This is a genomic window from Rossellomorea aquimaris TF-12 (assembly GCF_001648555.1).
Classification (GTDB): domain Bacteria; phylum Bacillota; class Bacilli; order Bacillales; family Bacillaceae_B; genus Rossellomorea; species Rossellomorea aquimaris.
In genome coordinates, this window is record NZ_LQXM01000026.1 from 18022 (window position 1) to 33572 (window position 15551).

A 15551-nucleotide genomic window follows, 5' to 3' on the forward strand; every position below is an offset into this window, starting at 1 on the left:
TTGTCGTAAGAAAACATGGCAAAATAATGTAATGTATGAAACTGACAAAGAGGTGAAAGGTTATGGCAAAAAAGAGAATGGGTCTACTAGTGATGGCCTATGGAACTCCTTATAAAGAGGAAGATATAGAGCGGTACTATACTCATATCCGTCATGGAAGAGCTCCTTCTAGTGAAATGTTAGAAGATTTACGCAGTAGGTATGAAGCAATCGGTGGAATTTCACCATTAGCCAAAATTACCATGGACCAAGCAGAAAGTCTAGAACAACATTTAAATAAAATTCAAGATGAAATAGAGTTCAAAATGTACCTTGGTTTAAAGCATATTGAACCATTTGTTGAAGATGCTGTTGAAGCAATGCATAAAGATGGAATTGAAGAAGCAGTATCCATTGTTCTTGCTCCCCATTTCTCAACATTCAGTGTGAAGTCTTACAATGGACGTGCAAAAGAAACGGCAGAAAAATTAGGTGGTCCACATATTACCTCAATAGAAAGCTGGTATGATGAGCCTAAATTCATCGACTATTGGGTGGAAAAGGTAAAGGACACTTATCAGAATATGCCTGAACAGAAACGAAACAATGCAGTCCTAATTGTGTCTGCCCATAGTTTACCAGAACGTATCCTACAATCAGGAGATCCTTATCCTCAGCAATTAGAAGCTACTGCGAAGATGATTGCTGACGGAGCGGGTGTAAAGCATTACGCTGTTGGTTGGCAAAGTGAAGGGAATACTCCCGATCCTTGGTTAGGTCCTGATGTTCAGGATTTAACGAGAGAGCTGTATAAGGAAAAAGGATATACAACATTTGTTTACACTCCAGTTGGATTTGTAGCAGATCATTTAGAAGTTTTATATGACAATGACTATGAATGCAAAGTGGTAACAGATGAGATTGGGGCAAGTTATTATCGTCCTGAAATGCCAAATTCCAAACCAGAATTCATTGATGCTATGGCTGATGTCGTTTTAAAACATGTTAAATAATTTCTTGTTACTTGAGTGAAATAAAAGAAGGACTGGAGCGTATGAGTTCACTCTCACAGCTTTAGTCCTTCTTTTTTAAAAAAGAAGATATTTTGTTAAAGAAGGCGATGATTTTGTTGGAACAACCATACAAAAAGATTGTAGTAATTGGTGGAGGGATCACCGGGTTAACTACAGCCTACTATCTGCAAAAGGAAATTAAAGATAAAAATCTTCCTATTTCAGTGAAGTTAATGGAAGGAAGCCACCGATTAGGCGGAAAGGTTCAAACCGTAAAAAAAGAAGGGTATATCATTGAAAAGGGTCCCGATTCGTTTTTATCAAGCAAAACGAGTGTGACTCGTTTTGCAAAGGAAGTTGGTATCGATCATACATTACTGAGCAATGTTAAAGGGAAATCTTTTGTTATTGCTAATGATGAATTGTATCCGATACCGGGTGGGTCAATTGTAGGAATTCCAACACAAATCGTTCCATTTATAACAACAAGCTTGTTTTCATTAACAGGAAAGGTAAGAGCGGCAGCAGATTTTGTACTTCCACGATCACAGAAACACGAAGATCAACCTCTTGGGAAGTTCTTTAGAAGAAGGATGGGCGATGAGGTTGTCGATCATTTAATTGAGCCTCTTTTAACCGGCATATTTGCTGGTGACATTGATCAGTTAAGTTTAATGTCTACATTTCCACAACTCTATGAAATAGAGCAAAGACACCGTAGTTTAATAGCAGGAATGAAAAAAAACAAAAATTCTAATCAACACTCTAATGAAAGAGGGGATTTTCTTACATTTACTGGAGGACTACAATCCTTAGTAGATGCAGTAGTGAATCGCTTAGAACCTAATACGGTTTATAAAAATATGAAAGTAAATAAGATTGAACAAAAAGGAAATGGGGGCTTCAATCTTACACTGGCAAGCAACCAGATTTTAGAAGCAGACAGTGTGATTGTTACAACACCTCACCATGCACTACAATCAATGCTTTCTACCTATTCATTTTTTGATTTTCTAAAAGAAATGCCCGCTACATCAGTAGCAACAGTAGCAATGGGATTTTCGGAAGAGGCTATAAACAAGGACATAGACGGGACAGAGTTTTTGGTATCTAGAAATAGTGATTACTCCCTTACTGCTTGTACGTGGACTCATGAAAAATGGCCCCACACAGCTCCTGATGGAAAGCTTCTGCTGAGGTCTTATCTAGGGAAATCCGGCGATGAAACCATTGTCGATCTATCGGACGATCAAATCGAACAAATCGTTCTTGAAGATCTAAGTAAGATTGTTGACATTAATGGAAATCCAGACTTCACCCTCGTATCAAGGTATAAAAATTCAATGCCTCAATATACGGTTGGGCACAAGAAACGTATCGAAGAAATGTACCAAACCGCTGAATCAAGTTTACCTGGATTATTTATTGGAGGCAGTTCTTATGAAGGACTGAGTATTCCTGATTGTATTGAACAGGGTGAAAAAGCTGTAACTAATGCATTATCTTTTTTAAAATCGTAAGGAATAAAGGACTGCTGGGAGACTAGTGGTCTTTTTTCTTTGAGAGTTTACTAGTGCAAATGATCCTGTCACGCGGAAAGCACTGAACCTGAAGCGGTTCTTTTCGTAAAGCTCTATTCGTAAACTTTGTTGCTTTTTAAGAAGAGAGTAGTAGTTGATTACGAGGGGTGCTCGCTTTCCCCGGGGCGTGAAGAGCCTCCTCAAGCTGTTATTTCACTACTCTATACCTTGAATGCTGAAGCATCCAATTTTGTGGAAATGCGCTTCCTAGAACCCAGTAGCTCAAGCCTCTAAGTTTATAATCCTCCATCATTTTTTGTTTGGATAAAATGCTTCTAGCATCCTCAAACCAAACTTCATGTTTTTGCCCTGACTCATCCCAATACGTAAAAAAAGGAGATTGATATTCGTCATTATATTGAATACGAACTCCGTATTTGCTAGCTATGTCAAGTGCTCCTTGGGGAGAAACTGTTTTGGCAAATGTACCATCAACCCAGGGAACCTTCCAATCTCGTCCATACAAGGGTACACCCATAAGTATTTTTTTTCTTGGTATGACAGTAACGGCATAATCGAGTACCTTTTTCACTTCATTTATTGGGGCAATTGCCCATGGACGCCCTCCAGCCCAACCCCATTCGTAGGTCATAAGGACAACAAAATCGACAATTTCACCATGAGCTTGATAATCATGTGCTTCATATAAAAGTCCTTTTTGATCTCCTTTTATTTTAGGAGCAAGAGCGGTTGAAACAGAGTAACCCTTTGGCTTTAAAGCTGAAACAACCCTTCTTAGAAAGGTATTGTAATTCTCACGGTCTTCAGGGTATACGTATTCGAAATCTATATTCAGCCCCTTATATCCCTTTGTTTGTATTTTATTTAAAATAGAAGAAATTAACGTGTTTTGTAGTGATTTACTTCTTAAAATAGTTGCCGCAAGATCAGAATTAAATTCCCCCCCAGTATAATTGGTTAGAACTAGAAGAGGATCGACATTATGATTATAGGAAGCTGTGATAAGTCCACTGTCATTCAGCTCCGTTATGGAACCCTCAGCAGTAATAGAGTGGGTAAAGGGAGATAAATAGGTAAAGTAGCTGCCTAAACCATTTACTTCAGCAACTCCCTTACTATCTGTACGAGTGGTGTAGGCATTCGTTTCAATTTTTGGTTTGTTATTAGGTAGAAGAATTTGTTGGTTGGGATAAATTAGAGAAGGATTTTGAATATTATTTGCATTCAATATTTTTTGTAAAGATACCTTATAGTTGTAAGAGATTGAATAAAGAGTTTCACCAGACTTAACCGTATGAGTAAAGAATGGCATAACGATTAACTGACCGGTAAATAGGAGAGAGGGAACAGAAATATGATTGAAAGTAATAAGCTCTTGGAGGCTTACATTATACTTTTCGCTAATATTATACAAAGTATCTCCAGGTTGTACGATATATTCTTTTAAAGGTTCTGGTATTAAAAGACTTTGTCCAATCACTAGTAAATTGGGATTTTTTAGTTGGTTACCGTGAAAAATTTGATTCACCTCTACCCCATATTGTTGAGCAATCGACCAGAGTGAATCCCCGCTTTTAACTACATAAATATTCATCATTCACCCCCCATAGAAACCTTATGTTTATAACCTATTCAAGCAGGCTTATTTTTATTTGAAGAATGAATGAAAAAAATAACTTGTGTGTTATCAATAGATGTGATAAATTAATCAATGTTAGTAAAATGACTGGTTTTCGAATTTGGTCAAACGGTCAAAAAAGGGGTGAGCTCATGGCGATTGATCGAAAGAAACAGATTCTAGAGGCTGCAACAAATTCATTTTCATTATTTGGCTATAAAGCGACCACGATGGATCAAGTAGCAAAGTTAGCGAATGTTGGGAAAGGAACCATTTATACTTTCTTTAAAAATAAAGAAGAATTATTTGACGAGATTGTCTCGTCATTAATTAACGAAATGAAACTGGAAGCGGAAGAGGTAATTGATACTGAAGCTAGCTTTTCAGTAAATGTACATCACGCACTTTTTCGTATACTTGAATTTCGAAAAGAGCATAAGCTTACGATTAAGCTATATCAAGAAGCGCGAGAAATGGGAACTCCTGCTGTATCAGAAGTAATCGATCGAATGGAGAAAGTCGTGATTGACTTTTTAAGTCTAAGAATTGAAAAAGCCATTTCTTCAAAAGCGATTAAGCCATGCAATCCAGAAATGACCGCTTTTGTTATGTTGAAGTTATATGTTTCTCTTATATTTGATTGGGAACGAGCACATGGCCCATTAGATAAAGATGAAATTGCTAATCTCTTTGAATTGTATTTAATTAAAGGGTTATCTAGCTGATAATCCTTCATTTTTGGGAATAAATGACTAATTGAATAAAATAGTCATTTATTTCATGACCTTATTCACCGCTCTAATGCAAGTGAAAATAAAAGGAGGAAAAACATGAAGAAATCATTTATTGGTTCAGAGTTTAAAGGAATTTTTCGAAATAAGAAGCTACTCATCCCGATTTTAGCTGTTTTATTCATTCCTGTTCTATACAGTGGTATGTTTCTGTGGGCGTTTTGGGATCCTTACGAACAACTTAAGGACTTGCCGGTAGCCGTTGTAAATAGTGATCAGGGGGCAGAATTTGATGGAGAGGAATTGGAAATCGGATCTGATCTCGTGGAAAAATTGAAGGATAGTAATCAATTTGACTTTCACTTCGTAGATAAAGAAGAAGGATACAAGAATTTAAAGAATCAAGAATATTACATGCTCGTTGAAATTCCAGAGGATTTCTCTGAAAACGGTACAACATTGTTAGAGGAAACCCCTCAAAAGCTTTCTCTAAAATATGTACCCAATGAAAGTTTTAACTTCTTGTCCGCTCAAATTGGAGATACAGCAATGAAAGAAATCAAAGCTGGCCTTTCTAAATCTGTATCTGAAACATATGCTGAAACGATGTTTGATAAGATTCAGAAAATGGGAGATGGATTCCAAACGGCGAGTGACAAAGCCGGAGAAATTAATAATGGAGCCATTGACTTATCTCAAGGTGCCAAAAAGCTAAAAGATAATTTAGCCGTGTTAGCTGAAAAAAATGTTGAGATGAATGATGGTGTTGCCAAAACTCGTGCTGGTGCTGAAAAACTGGCTAAAGGTTCTAAAGAGCTATCTGACGGTGTTGGGATCATGACAGGAAAGACTCAACAGCTTTACAAAGGAACGCAAGATGTTCAATCAGGAATTGACTCTCTTGCAGCAGGAATTGACCAAAGTAAAGCAGGTTTAGAAGAGGTAGAAGTTGGCTTAGACAGTGCAGTCACCAATACAGCTAAATTATATGCGGGTTCACAAAATTTAGCGGATAAACTGGGTAGCTTGCAAGGTGGAGCAGATAATGCCAAGGCAGGTGCTCAAGCTATCGGATCAGGAGCTGAAGATCTGGAAAAAGAATTAGCTCCATTCATGGGAAGTCTCCCCGAGGAGAAAAAAGCTCAATTACAAGCAGCAATTGATCAGATTAAACAAGGAGCAACTAATCTACAAGCAGGAACTGGAGCATTAAGTGCTGGAGCATCTGAGCTGCAAAATGGTGCTGATTCTCTCGCGGGTGGAATTGGAGCATTAAACGAAGGTCAGAAGAAACTTCAAGGTGGAGTAGGACAATTAGTAGATGGTTCTGCCCAGCTGGACCAAGGCTCCAATCAACTGCAAGCTGGCCAAAAGGAAATCGTGAAAAATTTCGGCCTGCTTAATGGTAAGCTTGACGAGGTGTATCAAGGGACAGTAAGTGTTGCTTCAGGAGCAAGTGATTTGAGTTCAGGACTTAACAGAGTATATGATGGTTCAACTCAATTAACAGACGGATCTAGAAAGCTTGCTGATGGTTCATCAGAATTGGCAGAAGGCTCTACGAAACTTTCTGATGGAACAACGGAATATGAGTCGAAGTTAAAAGACGCTGCTAAAGAAGCTAATAGTGTCAATCCAAATGACGATACGTATAACATGATGGCAGCTCCAGTGGATGTGAAGAATGAGAAAATCAATCATGTTCCAAACTATGGAACAGGTTTTGCTCCTTACTTCTTATCCCTAGGATTATTTGTCGGGGCGCTATTAATCTCAATTGTTTATCCATTGAAAGAACCAGCTAATCGTCCATCAAGTGGAATGAGTTGGTTCCTAGGTAAATTCACTGTTCTTACAACTGTAGGAATTATTCAATCACTGATTGCAGCAGGAATTTTACTGCTAGGATTAGGTCTTGAAGTGGAAAGTGTACCTTTATTCTTGCTTTCAACTATTATTACGAGCCTTACATTCCTTGCGTTAATTCAAATGCTTGTTACAATCCTGGGAGATCCAGGTCGCTTCGTAGCGATTATCATATTAATCCTACAACTAACAACAAGCGCGGGAACTTTCCCATTAGAATTAATACCCACAGCACTACAACCAATTAGTGCACTGTTACCGATGACGTATTCAGTAGCAGGATTTAAAGCGGTTATCTCAAGTGGTGACTTTGCTTTTATGTGGCAAAACCTTTTCATCCTACTTGGCTACTTCCTAGTGTTCATAACACTAACAGCTATATATTTCGTAGGACTATTTAAGAAACAATATACAAGAACTGTTGAAGCATAAGTAAGAAGGCGGGAGGTGCCATGGCACCTCCCGCTTTCTTTCATAAAATGGACAAACCTTACGTATGCATGAGGATGGTATACTAATTTGTGAGATGTTCATAATGGGTGATGAACTAATGTTTGTACTTAAAGGAGAGTATCATATGAAGAAGTTAGGCATTTTGATGTTATTAGGTGTATTGTCGTTATTTTTAGCAGCATGCGGAAATTCAAATGGAGAAAACTCAACAGATGAAGATAAAAAAATGGTTCAGGTTGATGCGAACCTGGAGCTTCCTCAAAAAGCGAAAAAAGGTGAAACCGTTTCTCTATCTACAAAGGTCACTCAAGGTGACGAGAATGTAGATGATGCAGAAGAAGTAAAATACGAGATATGGAAAAACGGTAAAAAAGAAGAAAGTGAAATGATTGAAGCGAAGCATGAGAAAGATGGAGTATACAAGGCTGAAAAAGCCTTTGAAGAAGATGGAATGTACACAGTACAAGTTCATGTAACAGCTCGTGATATGCATACAATGCCAAAAGCTGAAATTGCAATCGGTGATGTTGAAGCAAGGGAACATGAAGAAAGTGGCGACGATCACCATCACGGAGACCATGTTTCTATTCACTTAATGAAACCTGATACTATCATTGCAAAAGAAGATGCTGAAATGATGGTGCTTGTAGAAAGCAAAGAAAAGTCTTTAGAAGATGCTGAAGTCCGTTTTGAGATTTACAAAGAAGGTCAAGAGAAGCATGAATGGGTAGATCTAACAGCTGGTGATGCCGGTAAGTATAATGGTTCGTATGCTTTCCCTGAAAAGGGTACCTACAATGTACAGGTTCATGTAACCAAAGGAGAAGAAATTCACGAACACACAATGAAAATAGTGAAAGTTCAATAACAATAAAAAGGATGCTCTTGACGTCAAGAGCATCCTTTTTATTACCCCTTAATATTCATAATCAGTCGTACATTTTTCACAATAAATGCCGTAGCATTCATGCTGCTCTTCAATTGTATCTCCACACTGGGCACAAGACTTAGGCGGCAAATTTCGAAAGAACTCCACAATATTTTTAACCATGTTTATCACCCTCCGTAAATTTGTTTTCACCCATCAATTGTTTGTGTTATATAACTGATGTGTTAATTTATTTTATTGTATTATAACAGTGTGGAGTTCGTCAATGATTTATTTAAAAATAGGCGAAAAAAATGAAAAAATAGGCACAATGAAGTATAGTAAGAATGATAATCAAATATTGTACTGGGGAGGTTCAAGTTCAATATGAAACTTACTGTCATTGGACAATGGGGAGGCTACCCTAAGGCAGGAGAAGCAAGTTCTGGCTATTTACTTGAACATAATGGCTTTAAACTGCTACTTGATTGTGGGAGTGGAGTATTATCTAATCTGCAAAATCATGTGGAGGCAACAGATTTGGATGCCCTCCTACTATCTCATTATCATCCTGACCATGTAGCAGATATAGGTGTACTACAACACGCCCTCTTAATTCAGTATTTTCTCGGGAAGAATAATGGAACATTGCCTGTCTATGCCCATGCAGAGGATAAAAATGGATTTCATTCTCTTACATATAAAGAATTAATGAAAGCAAACGAGTATAACAGCCAATCAACATTATCGATTGGTCCATTCACTGTTACATTTATAAAGACTAAGCACCCTGTTCCTTGTTTTGGAATGAGAATTGAAGCAGACGGGAAATCCATCTTTTATACAGCAGATACAGCCTACCTGGAATCATTTGTTTCATTTGGAAAAGATGCTGACCTACTTTTATGTGAATGTAACTTTTACGGGGAAATGGATGCTTCAAATGCCGGACATATGACGAGTTTAGATGCAGGGAAACTTGCAATGAAGACTAATGTTAAAAGATTAATCCTGACTCATCTGCCCCATTTTGGAGACTTAGAGCAACTGGTTACTGAAGCAAAGAGTCTATATAAAGGCGAGGTCTTATTAGCACAAAAAGATATGGAACTAATTATTTAGGAGGATGAACAATGCTATTTATTGATAATAAAGGAATTACGGATCCAAAAATTAATTTAGCTATTGAAGAATATGCTCTGAAAAATTTAGATATTAATGAAAGTTATTTGCTGTTTTATATTAATGAGCCATCCATTATTATTGGTAAAAATCAAAATACTGTTGAAGAGATAAATACAGATTACGTAGAGAAGCAAGGTCTTCATGTCGTTCGTCGTCTTTCTGGTGGGGGAGCTGTGTATCATGATTTAGGGAATCTGAATTTTAGCTTTATCACAAAAGATGATGGAGAGAGCTTCCATAACTTTAAGAAATTCACAGAGCCTGTGGTAACGGCTCTTCACAAGCTGGGAGTAAAAGCTGAACTAAGCGGACGAAATGATATCATTGCAGAAGGCAGAAAGATTTCCGGGAACGCTCAGTTTTCAACAAAAGGGCGCATGTTTAGCCACGGAACTCTATTATTTGATTCTGAAATGGAAAACGTCGTATCAGCTCTAAATGTGAAAAAAGATAAAATTGAATCAAAAGGAATCAAATCCATCCGTAGTCGAGTAGCCAATATCTCTGAATTCTTAACAGAAGGGATGACCATAGAAACGTTTCGCTCAACACTTTTAGAATATATCTTTGATGGGAGTGACGTTGAAGAATATGTTTTAACAGAAGAAGACTGGAAGAATATTCATGACCTTTCAATAGAACGCTATGGAAACTGGAACTGGAATTACGGAAAGTCACCTAAGTTTAACTTGCAGCATTCTCACCGCTTTCCTGTCGGCCAAATTGACGTTCGATTAGAGGTAAACAAAGGACTTATTGAAAACTGTAAAATCTACGGTGATTTCTTTGGGGTTGGGAATGTAGAGGATATAGAAGAAAAGCTGACGGGCACACGCTATGAACGTAATGAAATTGCCCAGGCACTTGAAAGTGTTGATATTCAACACTACTTTGGAAATGTTACGAAGGAAGAATTTGTGGATTTGGTGTATTAATAAAATCAGGAACTTTATTTTAAAAAAGGATTTTTTTGTAAAATTTCTCTCCTACCTTAGAAAAGAAAATAGTAGTTGATTTCCTTTTAAGGAAGAGAAATTTGTTTTCTGTTATTCTTTTGCACCTTTTTAGCTCTGTCACGATAAATCTTTTAAAGGTGGTGAGGGGAACTTTGGAGGCTCGGTCGAACGCTAGCTGCAAGCGGAATAGTTCCCCTCACCATCTAAGTACATACTAATTGACAGAGCCTAGCAGGCTTTTGTTGAAAACATCATTTTTTACGAAAATAACCTAATAAAAAAAAGAAAATTAAATAAAAATTAGATTTTTTAAAAAATTCTCACAATAATTTCACATTATGAAATTATTGTGAGTTTTTTTAGTTAGAAAGGTTTAGTATAGAGGTCAGATTAAGAAATAAGGAGGTGGCATTTAAGAAAATGGATATACGTGATTTGCGAAACTGTTTTGGGAAATTTGCCACGGGAGTAACAGTCGTTTCATGGAAAGGTGAAAATAATCAAAATCATGGTATTACCGTTAATTCTTTTACTTCAGTTTCTTTAGATCCTCCACTAGTACTGGTATCTATTGATAAAAAAGCCAGGGCGAAAGAAAGAATGAAAGGAAAACCATTCGTAATTAATATTTTAGCAGCTGGTCAAGAAGCAGTTGCCTGGCAGTTTGCCGGAAAGGAACAGCAAGGTCTTCAAATTGAATGGAAAGACTCAGAATGTGGACCGATGATTAAGGGGTCTCTAGCCACATTAAATTGTAAGCCTTGGAAAGAATACGATGGGGGAGATCATGTTTTATTTATTGGTGAAGTAGAAGATTACCATTATGAAGAAGGTAATAGTTTAGTATTTTTTCAAGGAAAGTTTTTAGAAACCAACTCCATTGATAATTATGTGAAAAAGTAGGATTAAGGGGGAGAATAAATGGCAATTCGTAATGGAGCACAGTATATATCGGGTTTGAAGGACCGTAAGCCAGAGGTTTGGTTAGGTGGGAAAAAAGTAGAGAATGTTTATGACGAAGAAGTATTCCGTCAGCCTATTCATGAAATCGCGAAACTCTATGACATTCAAAATGATCCTAAGTACAAAGAAGATATCACCTACATATGTGAAGAAACAGGTGAAAGATTCTCCCATGCTTTTAAAGTCCCAAAATCATATGAAGATTTAAAAGCAAGAAGTAAACTTTTTGAAGTTTGGGCAAGAGCTACTTTTGGTTTAATGGGTAGAACTCCAGATTTTTTAAATGTAACCATAACAGCCATGGCAAGCAATACGTGGTTCCTGGATCAATACAATCCAGAGTGGTCTAAGAACATGGTGAATTACTATGATTATATTAGAACGAATGACTTATTTTTAACCCATGCTATTATTAATCCTCAGAATGACCGTAGCAAATCCTCTCATGAGCAGCAAGATGAATTCACCCACTTAGGAGTTGTAGAAGAAAGACCTGATGGCTTTATCGTTCGTGGAGCGAAAATGCTGGCGACTCTTGCACCGATTACAGATGAAGTCATTATATACTCCTTCCCGGGTTTTCAACCGGGTGATGAGAAACATGCCATTGCATTTGCTCTTCCAATAGATACCCCAGGATTACGGATTATATGTAGAGAACCGATGCAAGATGGGAAACGATCAGTATTAGATCATCCACTCGCTTCGAGATATGAAGAAATGGATGCCTTATTGGTCTTCAATGATGTATTTGTTCCGAGTGAACGAATTTTTATTAATCAAAATATTGAAGCCGCTAATCTTTTATACCCTAAAACGGGAATTGGACAACAGCCGGCACACCAATCAGGTGTTAGAGGCTTGGTGAAGCTGCAATTCGCTTCTGAGGTAGCTGCTAGAGTTGCAGATTCCATTGGGGTTGACGGTTATTTAAACGTTCAAACCCAGTTGGGAGAATTAATGCAGTCAGTTGAAGCCATAAGAGCTCTATTGAGAGTAGCAGAATATGAATACGAAACCACTGATTTAGGAGAGGTAAGACCGGCGGGCACACCACTTGAAACGATACGTGGAATGCTGCCTAAGTTATATCCTCGTGCCATTGAAGTGATGCAAACAGTTGGAGCTGGCGGACTATTAATGTCCCCGACCTTTGCCGATTTTGAAAATCCTGAACTTCGTGGAGATGCTGAAAAGTACTATGTAGGACGGAAAGGGATTTCATCACAAGAGCGTGTTCAGTTGTTTAAACTTGCATGGGATCTATGTGGAGAAGCCTTTGGTCAAAGGTTACTTCAATATGAACGTTATTATTCTGGGGATCCATTAAGAAGGCTTGGGCGATTTTATGCAGGGTTTAAGAAACAGCATTCTTTTGACATGGTTGATGAAGCATTAAAGGGCTCAAAAGACTTAGAGCAACAACCTACCCCTTAAATGAAAGCGCTTTATTTATTAGTTGAAAAGAAGGGATTGTAACAATAATTGTCAAATCCTTAATGTGGTACTGGTAATCAATCGTAGGATGAGGGGGATAAGGAATTGATTTCTTCTGTAAAGAAAATTTCCAAAATTCTGAACTGTTTCACCAATGAAGAGCCTGCATTAGGAAATAATGAAATTGCCGAAAAGCTTGGGATGAATGCGAGTACAGTGCATCACTTAGTCCGTTCATTATGTGAAGAGGGAATGTTAATACAGGACAGTCGAAAAAAATACCGGTTAGGATGGAAGCTCTTAGAATGGAGTAACCATGTTATGTATCAACAGGATATCTACAGTGAAGCAACGCCTTTTTGTGAAGGGTTAATTCGAAAATTTCAAGGTACAGTTCATATTGGAATGTTTGATTCAGGAGAAGTTCGATTTGTCTTAAAAGTAAAATCCAAAACATCTTTGCCTATTCCCACTTATGTTGGAGCCACTAAACCTGCCTACTGTACGAGTACAGGGAAGGTTTTATTGGCCAATAACCCTTCATTAATTAAACCTACGATTGCCAAAGGTCTATTACAACGTGCACCTAATACCATTACATGCGTATCAAAATTAAAGGAAGAGCTAAAACAAATAAAGATCCAAGGGTATGCCATTAGCAATAATGAAAATGAACTTGGCCTTTACGGAATAGCAGCCCCTATTCGTTCCTACAATGGTCAAACCATTGCGGCGCTAAATATGGTGGGGCCTATTTCATATATGGACGGAAGAAATCGAAATGAAATGATCAGAAGTGTCGTAAGTACAGCAGAAAATATCTCTAAGGACATTGGATATATTAGCAGTGTGTTGTAAGGATATTAAATTTTAGGAGGATGTAATATGACTACTCAATCAAAATCATTTTTAAAAACGAGAGTACTAGATTTATTTAAAACAATAGAAGATAACAAAGACTTACTAAAGCCACCAGTAAACAATAAAGTGCTTTGGGAAGACTCTGAGTTTATTGCAATGCTACTTGGTGGGCCGAATAAACGCCGAGATTTTCATGTGGATCCCTCAGATGAATTTTTTTATCAAGTTAAAGGAAATGCCTATGTTGAATGTATTAATGAAGAAGGTAAGCGTGAAGTAGTGACAGTAGGCGAAGGGGAAATATTCATGCTGCCGGCAAATGTACCTCACTCCCCACATAGAGTGGCAGATTCCTATGGAATTGTACTTGAAAGAAAAAGAAATCAGGGTGAATTAGAAAGCTTTGTTTGGTTCTGTGATAAATGTGACCATGAAATGCACAAAGCTACTGTTCAACTTACAAATATTGAAACACAAGTGAAAGAAGCGATAGAGCATTTTAATTCTAGTGAAGATTTGCGTATATGTGAAAATTGTGGTTATAAAATGCCTCCAGAAGCAGAGGAATGGAAATGAGAGTAGATTTTCATACACACATAATTCCAAAAGAATTACCGGATTTTGCTGAAAAATATGGAGGGAAGTGGCCAGTTCTTCATCAAACATGTGCGTGTGGTGCCAATATTATGGTGGAAGGTAAGGTATTTAGAGAGGTCACGGATCAAGTCTGGAGTCCTCAAAAGAGAATTCAAGACATGGATCGAGAAGGTGTCGATATTCAAGTGCTTTCACCTATTCCCGTGACATTTTCTTACTGGGCTGAAAAGGATGCTGCCCTTGAAATGGCAAAGATTCAAAATGACTTTATCTCTAAAACCGTCCAAGAATATCCTGCCCGTTTTGTAGGTTTAGGCACTGTTCCTATGCAGGATGCAGAAACGGCCATTAAAGAGATGGATCGTTGTATCCATGAGTTGAACTTATATGGAATTGAGATTGGAACGAATGTGAATGGCGAAAATTTAGACGCACCTGATTTTCTACCGTTTTTTGAGATGGCTGAAAAATGGAATGTTCCATTATTTATTCATCCATGGGAAACGCTGGCGAGAGACAGAACACCTCGTCATAATTTCATGTACACAATCGGAATGCCGAGTGAAACAGCTCTTGCTGCTGCCAGTCTTGTGTGGAGTGGAGTAATAGAGAAATTTCCAAATTTAAAGGTTTGTTTTGCACATGGTGGAGGCTCATTTCCTTACATTCTCCCAAGATTAGATCAAGGATGGAAGGTATGGCCACAATTGCGGTTAACAACTCACCCACCTAGCTACTATGTGAAAAACTTTTACTTTGATTCATTAAACTATGATTCATTAAATGTAAATTATTTAATCGATCGATTTGGCCATGAAAAAGTATTGATGGGTTCGGATTATCCTTTCTTATTAAGAGAGATTCCACCAGGTAAGGTAATAGACGGAATGGCTGACTTAACCTCTGTACAAAAGCGAATGATACTTGGTGAAAATGCTTTGAGATTCTTAAATATAAAGGAGTTTAGATCTGATGGAACCAAAACTAATGACGCCAGAGGAGAAACTTCAAAATCTGGGACTTAACCTTTCACCTGTTCGCCCAGCGGTAGGAAACTACGTGAGCAGAGTTCGCGTAGGGAATTTAATTTTCACTTCAGGTCAAGGTGTAGATGAATTCCATGGAAAGCTTGGTAGGGACTTAGATGTCGAGGAAGGCTACCTTGCCGCTCGTCAATCCATGGTGAATTTATTAAATGTTCTTAAGGCTGAAGTTGGGGAGCTTAGCCGAATTAAGAGGATTGTTAAAATCTTAGGTTTTGTTAACTCCACAGAAGATTTTATTGATCAGCCGAAAGTAATGAATGGTGCCTCTGATTTACTGGTAGAAGTGTTTGGAGATAGGGGTCGACATGCTCGCTCAGCCGTAGGGATGGCTCAATTACCTGGAGGAACAGCCATAGAAATAGAGATGATCGTTGAACTAGAAGATCCATTAACTAAAGTAGAGTAACAAAAAAAGGTGGCGATTCTGTCACCTTTTT

15 protein-coding genes are annotated in these 15551 nt (G+C 37.8%); 13 read left to right on the forward strand and 2 right to left on the reverse strand.

Annotation, left to right across the window (positions count from 1 at the left end; all coding sequences use genetic code 11):
• Nucleotides 1-62 precede the first annotated feature (62 nt).
• Nucleotides 63-992 carry a ferrochelatase gene (hemH, locus tag IQI_RS08090; RefSeq protein ID WP_064092149.1) on the forward strand — a complete coding sequence of 310 codons (930 nt, stop codon included), beginning with the start codon at nt 63-65 and terminating at the stop codon, nt 990-992.
• A gap of 116 nt (nt 993-1108) precedes the next feature.
• Nucleotides 1109-2512 carry a protoporphyrinogen oxidase gene (gene hemY / locus IQI_RS08095; RefSeq protein WP_064092394.1) on the forward strand — a complete coding sequence of 468 codons (1404 nt, stop codon included), beginning with the start codon at nt 1109-1111 and terminating at the stop codon, nt 2510-2512.
• A gap of 208 nt (nt 2513-2720) precedes the next feature.
• Here hemY and IQI_RS08100 read toward each other — a convergent pair whose 3' ends face one another.
• Nucleotides 2721-4127, reverse strand: a complete 1407-nt coding sequence (locus IQI_RS08100; protein WP_064092150.1) for a LysM peptidoglycan-binding domain-containing protein — start codon at nt 4125-4127, stop codon at nt 2721-2723.
• A gap of 176 nt (nt 4128-4303) precedes the next feature.
• On the opposite strand from IQI_RS08100, the gene IQI_RS08105 reads away from it, so the two are divergent.
• From IQI_RS08105 to IQI_RS08115, 3 genes are all read left to right on the forward strand, one after another.
• Complete coding sequence (locus IQI_RS08105) at nt 4304-4876, forward strand: TetR/AcrR family transcriptional regulator (RefSeq protein ID WP_064092151.1); 573 nt, start codon at nt 4304-4306, stop codon at nt 4874-4876.
• A 105-nt stretch (nt 4877-4981) separates the two neighbouring features.
• A complete protein-coding gene (locus IQI_RS08110; protein WP_064092152.1) occupies nt 4982-7180 on the forward strand; it encodes a YhgE/Pip domain-containing protein in 2199 nt (732 codons plus the stop codon).
• Nucleotides 7181-7325: 145 nt separating this feature from the next.
• Nucleotides 7326-8069: a FixH family protein gene (locus IQI_RS08115; RefSeq protein ID WP_064092395.1), complete on the forward strand. Its 744-nt coding sequence runs from the start codon at nt 7326-7328 to the stop codon at nt 8067-8069.
• A gap of 48 nt (nt 8070-8117) precedes the next feature.
• On the opposite strand, the gene yhfH is transcribed toward IQI_RS08115, so the two are convergent.
• Nucleotides 8118-8252 carry a protein YhfH gene (gene yhfH, locus IQI_RS20270; RefSeq protein WP_079533738.1) on the reverse strand — a complete coding sequence of 45 codons (135 nt, stop codon included), beginning with the start codon at nt 8250-8252 and terminating at the stop codon, nt 8118-8120.
• Nucleotides 8253-8456: 204 nt separating this feature from the next.
• Between yhfH and IQI_RS08120 the strand changes: the two genes are divergently transcribed.
• The 8 genes from IQI_RS08120 (at nt 8457) to IQI_RS08160 (ending at nt 15520) form a co-directional block, all read left to right on the forward strand.
• Nucleotides 8457-9191 (forward strand): MBL fold metallo-hydrolase, encoded by a 735-nt coding sequence (locus IQI_RS08120; protein WP_064092153.1) that lies wholly within the window; start codon nt 8457-8459, stop codon nt 9189-9191.
• 11 nt (nt 9192-9202) lie between these two features.
• Nucleotides 9203-10189, forward strand: coding sequence for a lipoate--protein ligase (locus IQI_RS08125; RefSeq protein WP_064092154.1), 987 nt, complete (start codon nt 9203-9205; stop codon nt 10187-10189).
• Between the two features lie 441 nt (nt 10190-10630).
• Nucleotides 10631-11113 (forward strand): flavin reductase family protein, encoded by a 483-nt coding sequence (locus IQI_RS08135; protein ID WP_064092156.1) that lies wholly within the window; start codon nt 10631-10633, stop codon nt 11111-11113.
• Between the two features lie 18 nt (nt 11114-11131).
• Nucleotides 11132-12610 (forward strand): 4-hydroxyphenylacetate 3-hydroxylase family protein, encoded by a 1479-nt coding sequence (locus IQI_RS08140; protein WP_064092157.1) that lies wholly within the window; start codon nt 11132-11134, stop codon nt 12608-12610.
• A 105-nt stretch (nt 12611-12715) separates the two neighbouring features.
• Entirely contained in the window at nt 12716-13468 is a 753-nt protein-coding gene (locus IQI_RS08145; RefSeq protein WP_064092158.1) for an IclR family transcriptional regulator, read from the forward strand.
• A 27-nt stretch (nt 13469-13495) separates the two neighbouring features.
• Nucleotides 13496-14047 carry a 3-hydroxyanthranilate 3,4-dioxygenase gene (locus IQI_RS08150; protein WP_064092159.1) on the forward strand — a complete coding sequence of 184 codons (552 nt, stop codon included), beginning with the start codon at nt 13496-13498 and terminating at the stop codon, nt 14045-14047.
• Nucleotides 14038-15093, forward strand: coding sequence for an amidohydrolase family protein (locus tag IQI_RS08155; protein ID WP_064092160.1), 1056 nt, complete (start codon nt 14038-14040; stop codon nt 15091-15093). The genes IQI_RS08150 and IQI_RS08155 overlap by 10 nt, the downstream gene beginning before the upstream one ends.
• The gene (locus IQI_RS08160; protein WP_064092161.1) at nt 15041-15520 is read left to right on the forward strand and encodes a RidA family protein; all 480 of its coding nucleotides are present in this window, start codon (nt 15041-15043) and stop codon (nt 15518-15520) included. The genes IQI_RS08155 and IQI_RS08160 overlap by 53 nt, the downstream gene beginning before the upstream one ends.
• The last annotated feature ends 31 nt before the right edge of the window (nt 15521-15551 follow it).

Coding starts and splice junctions, on each gene's coding strand:
- IQI_RS08110 (WP_064092152.1), top strand. CDS start 4,982: ATGAAGAAATCATTTATTGGTTCAGAGTTTAAAGGAATTTTTCGAAAT.
- IQI_RS08140 (WP_064092157.1), top strand. CDS start 11,132: ATGGCAATTCGTAATGGAGCACAGTATATATCGGGTTTGAAGGACCGT.
- IQI_RS08100 (WP_064092150.1), bottom strand. CDS start 4,127: ATGAATATTTATGTAGTTAAAAGCGGGGATTCACTCTGGTCGATTGCT.
- IQI_RS08135 (WP_064092156.1), top strand. CDS start 10,631: ATGGATATACGTGATTTGCGAAACTGTTTTGGGAAATTTGCCACGGGA.
- yhfH (WP_079533738.1), bottom strand. CDS start 8,252: ATGGTTAAAAATATTGTGGAGTTCTTTCGAAATTTGCCGCCTAAGTCT.
- IQI_RS08120 (WP_064092153.1), top strand. CDS start 8,457: ATGAAACTTACTGTCATTGGACAATGGGGAGGCTACCCTAAGGCAGGA.
- IQI_RS08125 (WP_064092154.1), top strand. CDS start 9,203: ATGCTATTTATTGATAATAAAGGAATTACGGATCCAAAAATTAATTTA.
- IQI_RS08115 (WP_064092395.1), top strand. CDS start 7,326: ATGAAGAAGTTAGGCATTTTGATGTTATTAGGTGTATTGTCGTTATTT.
- IQI_RS08105 (WP_064092151.1), top strand. CDS start 4,304: ATGGCGATTGATCGAAAGAAACAGATTCTAGAGGCTGCAACAAATTCA.
- IQI_RS08150 (WP_064092159.1), top strand. CDS start 13,496: ATGACTACTCAATCAAAATCATTTTTAAAAACGAGAGTACTAGATTTA.
- IQI_RS08155 (WP_064092160.1), top strand. CDS start 14,038: ATGGAAATGAGAGTAGATTTTCATACACACATAATTCCAAAAGAATTA.
- IQI_RS08160 (WP_064092161.1), top strand. CDS start 15,041: ATGGAACCAAAACTAATGACGCCAGAGGAGAAACTTCAAAATCTGGGA.
- hemH (WP_064092149.1), top strand. CDS start 63: ATGGCAAAAAAGAGAATGGGTCTACTAGTGATGGCCTATGGAACTCCT.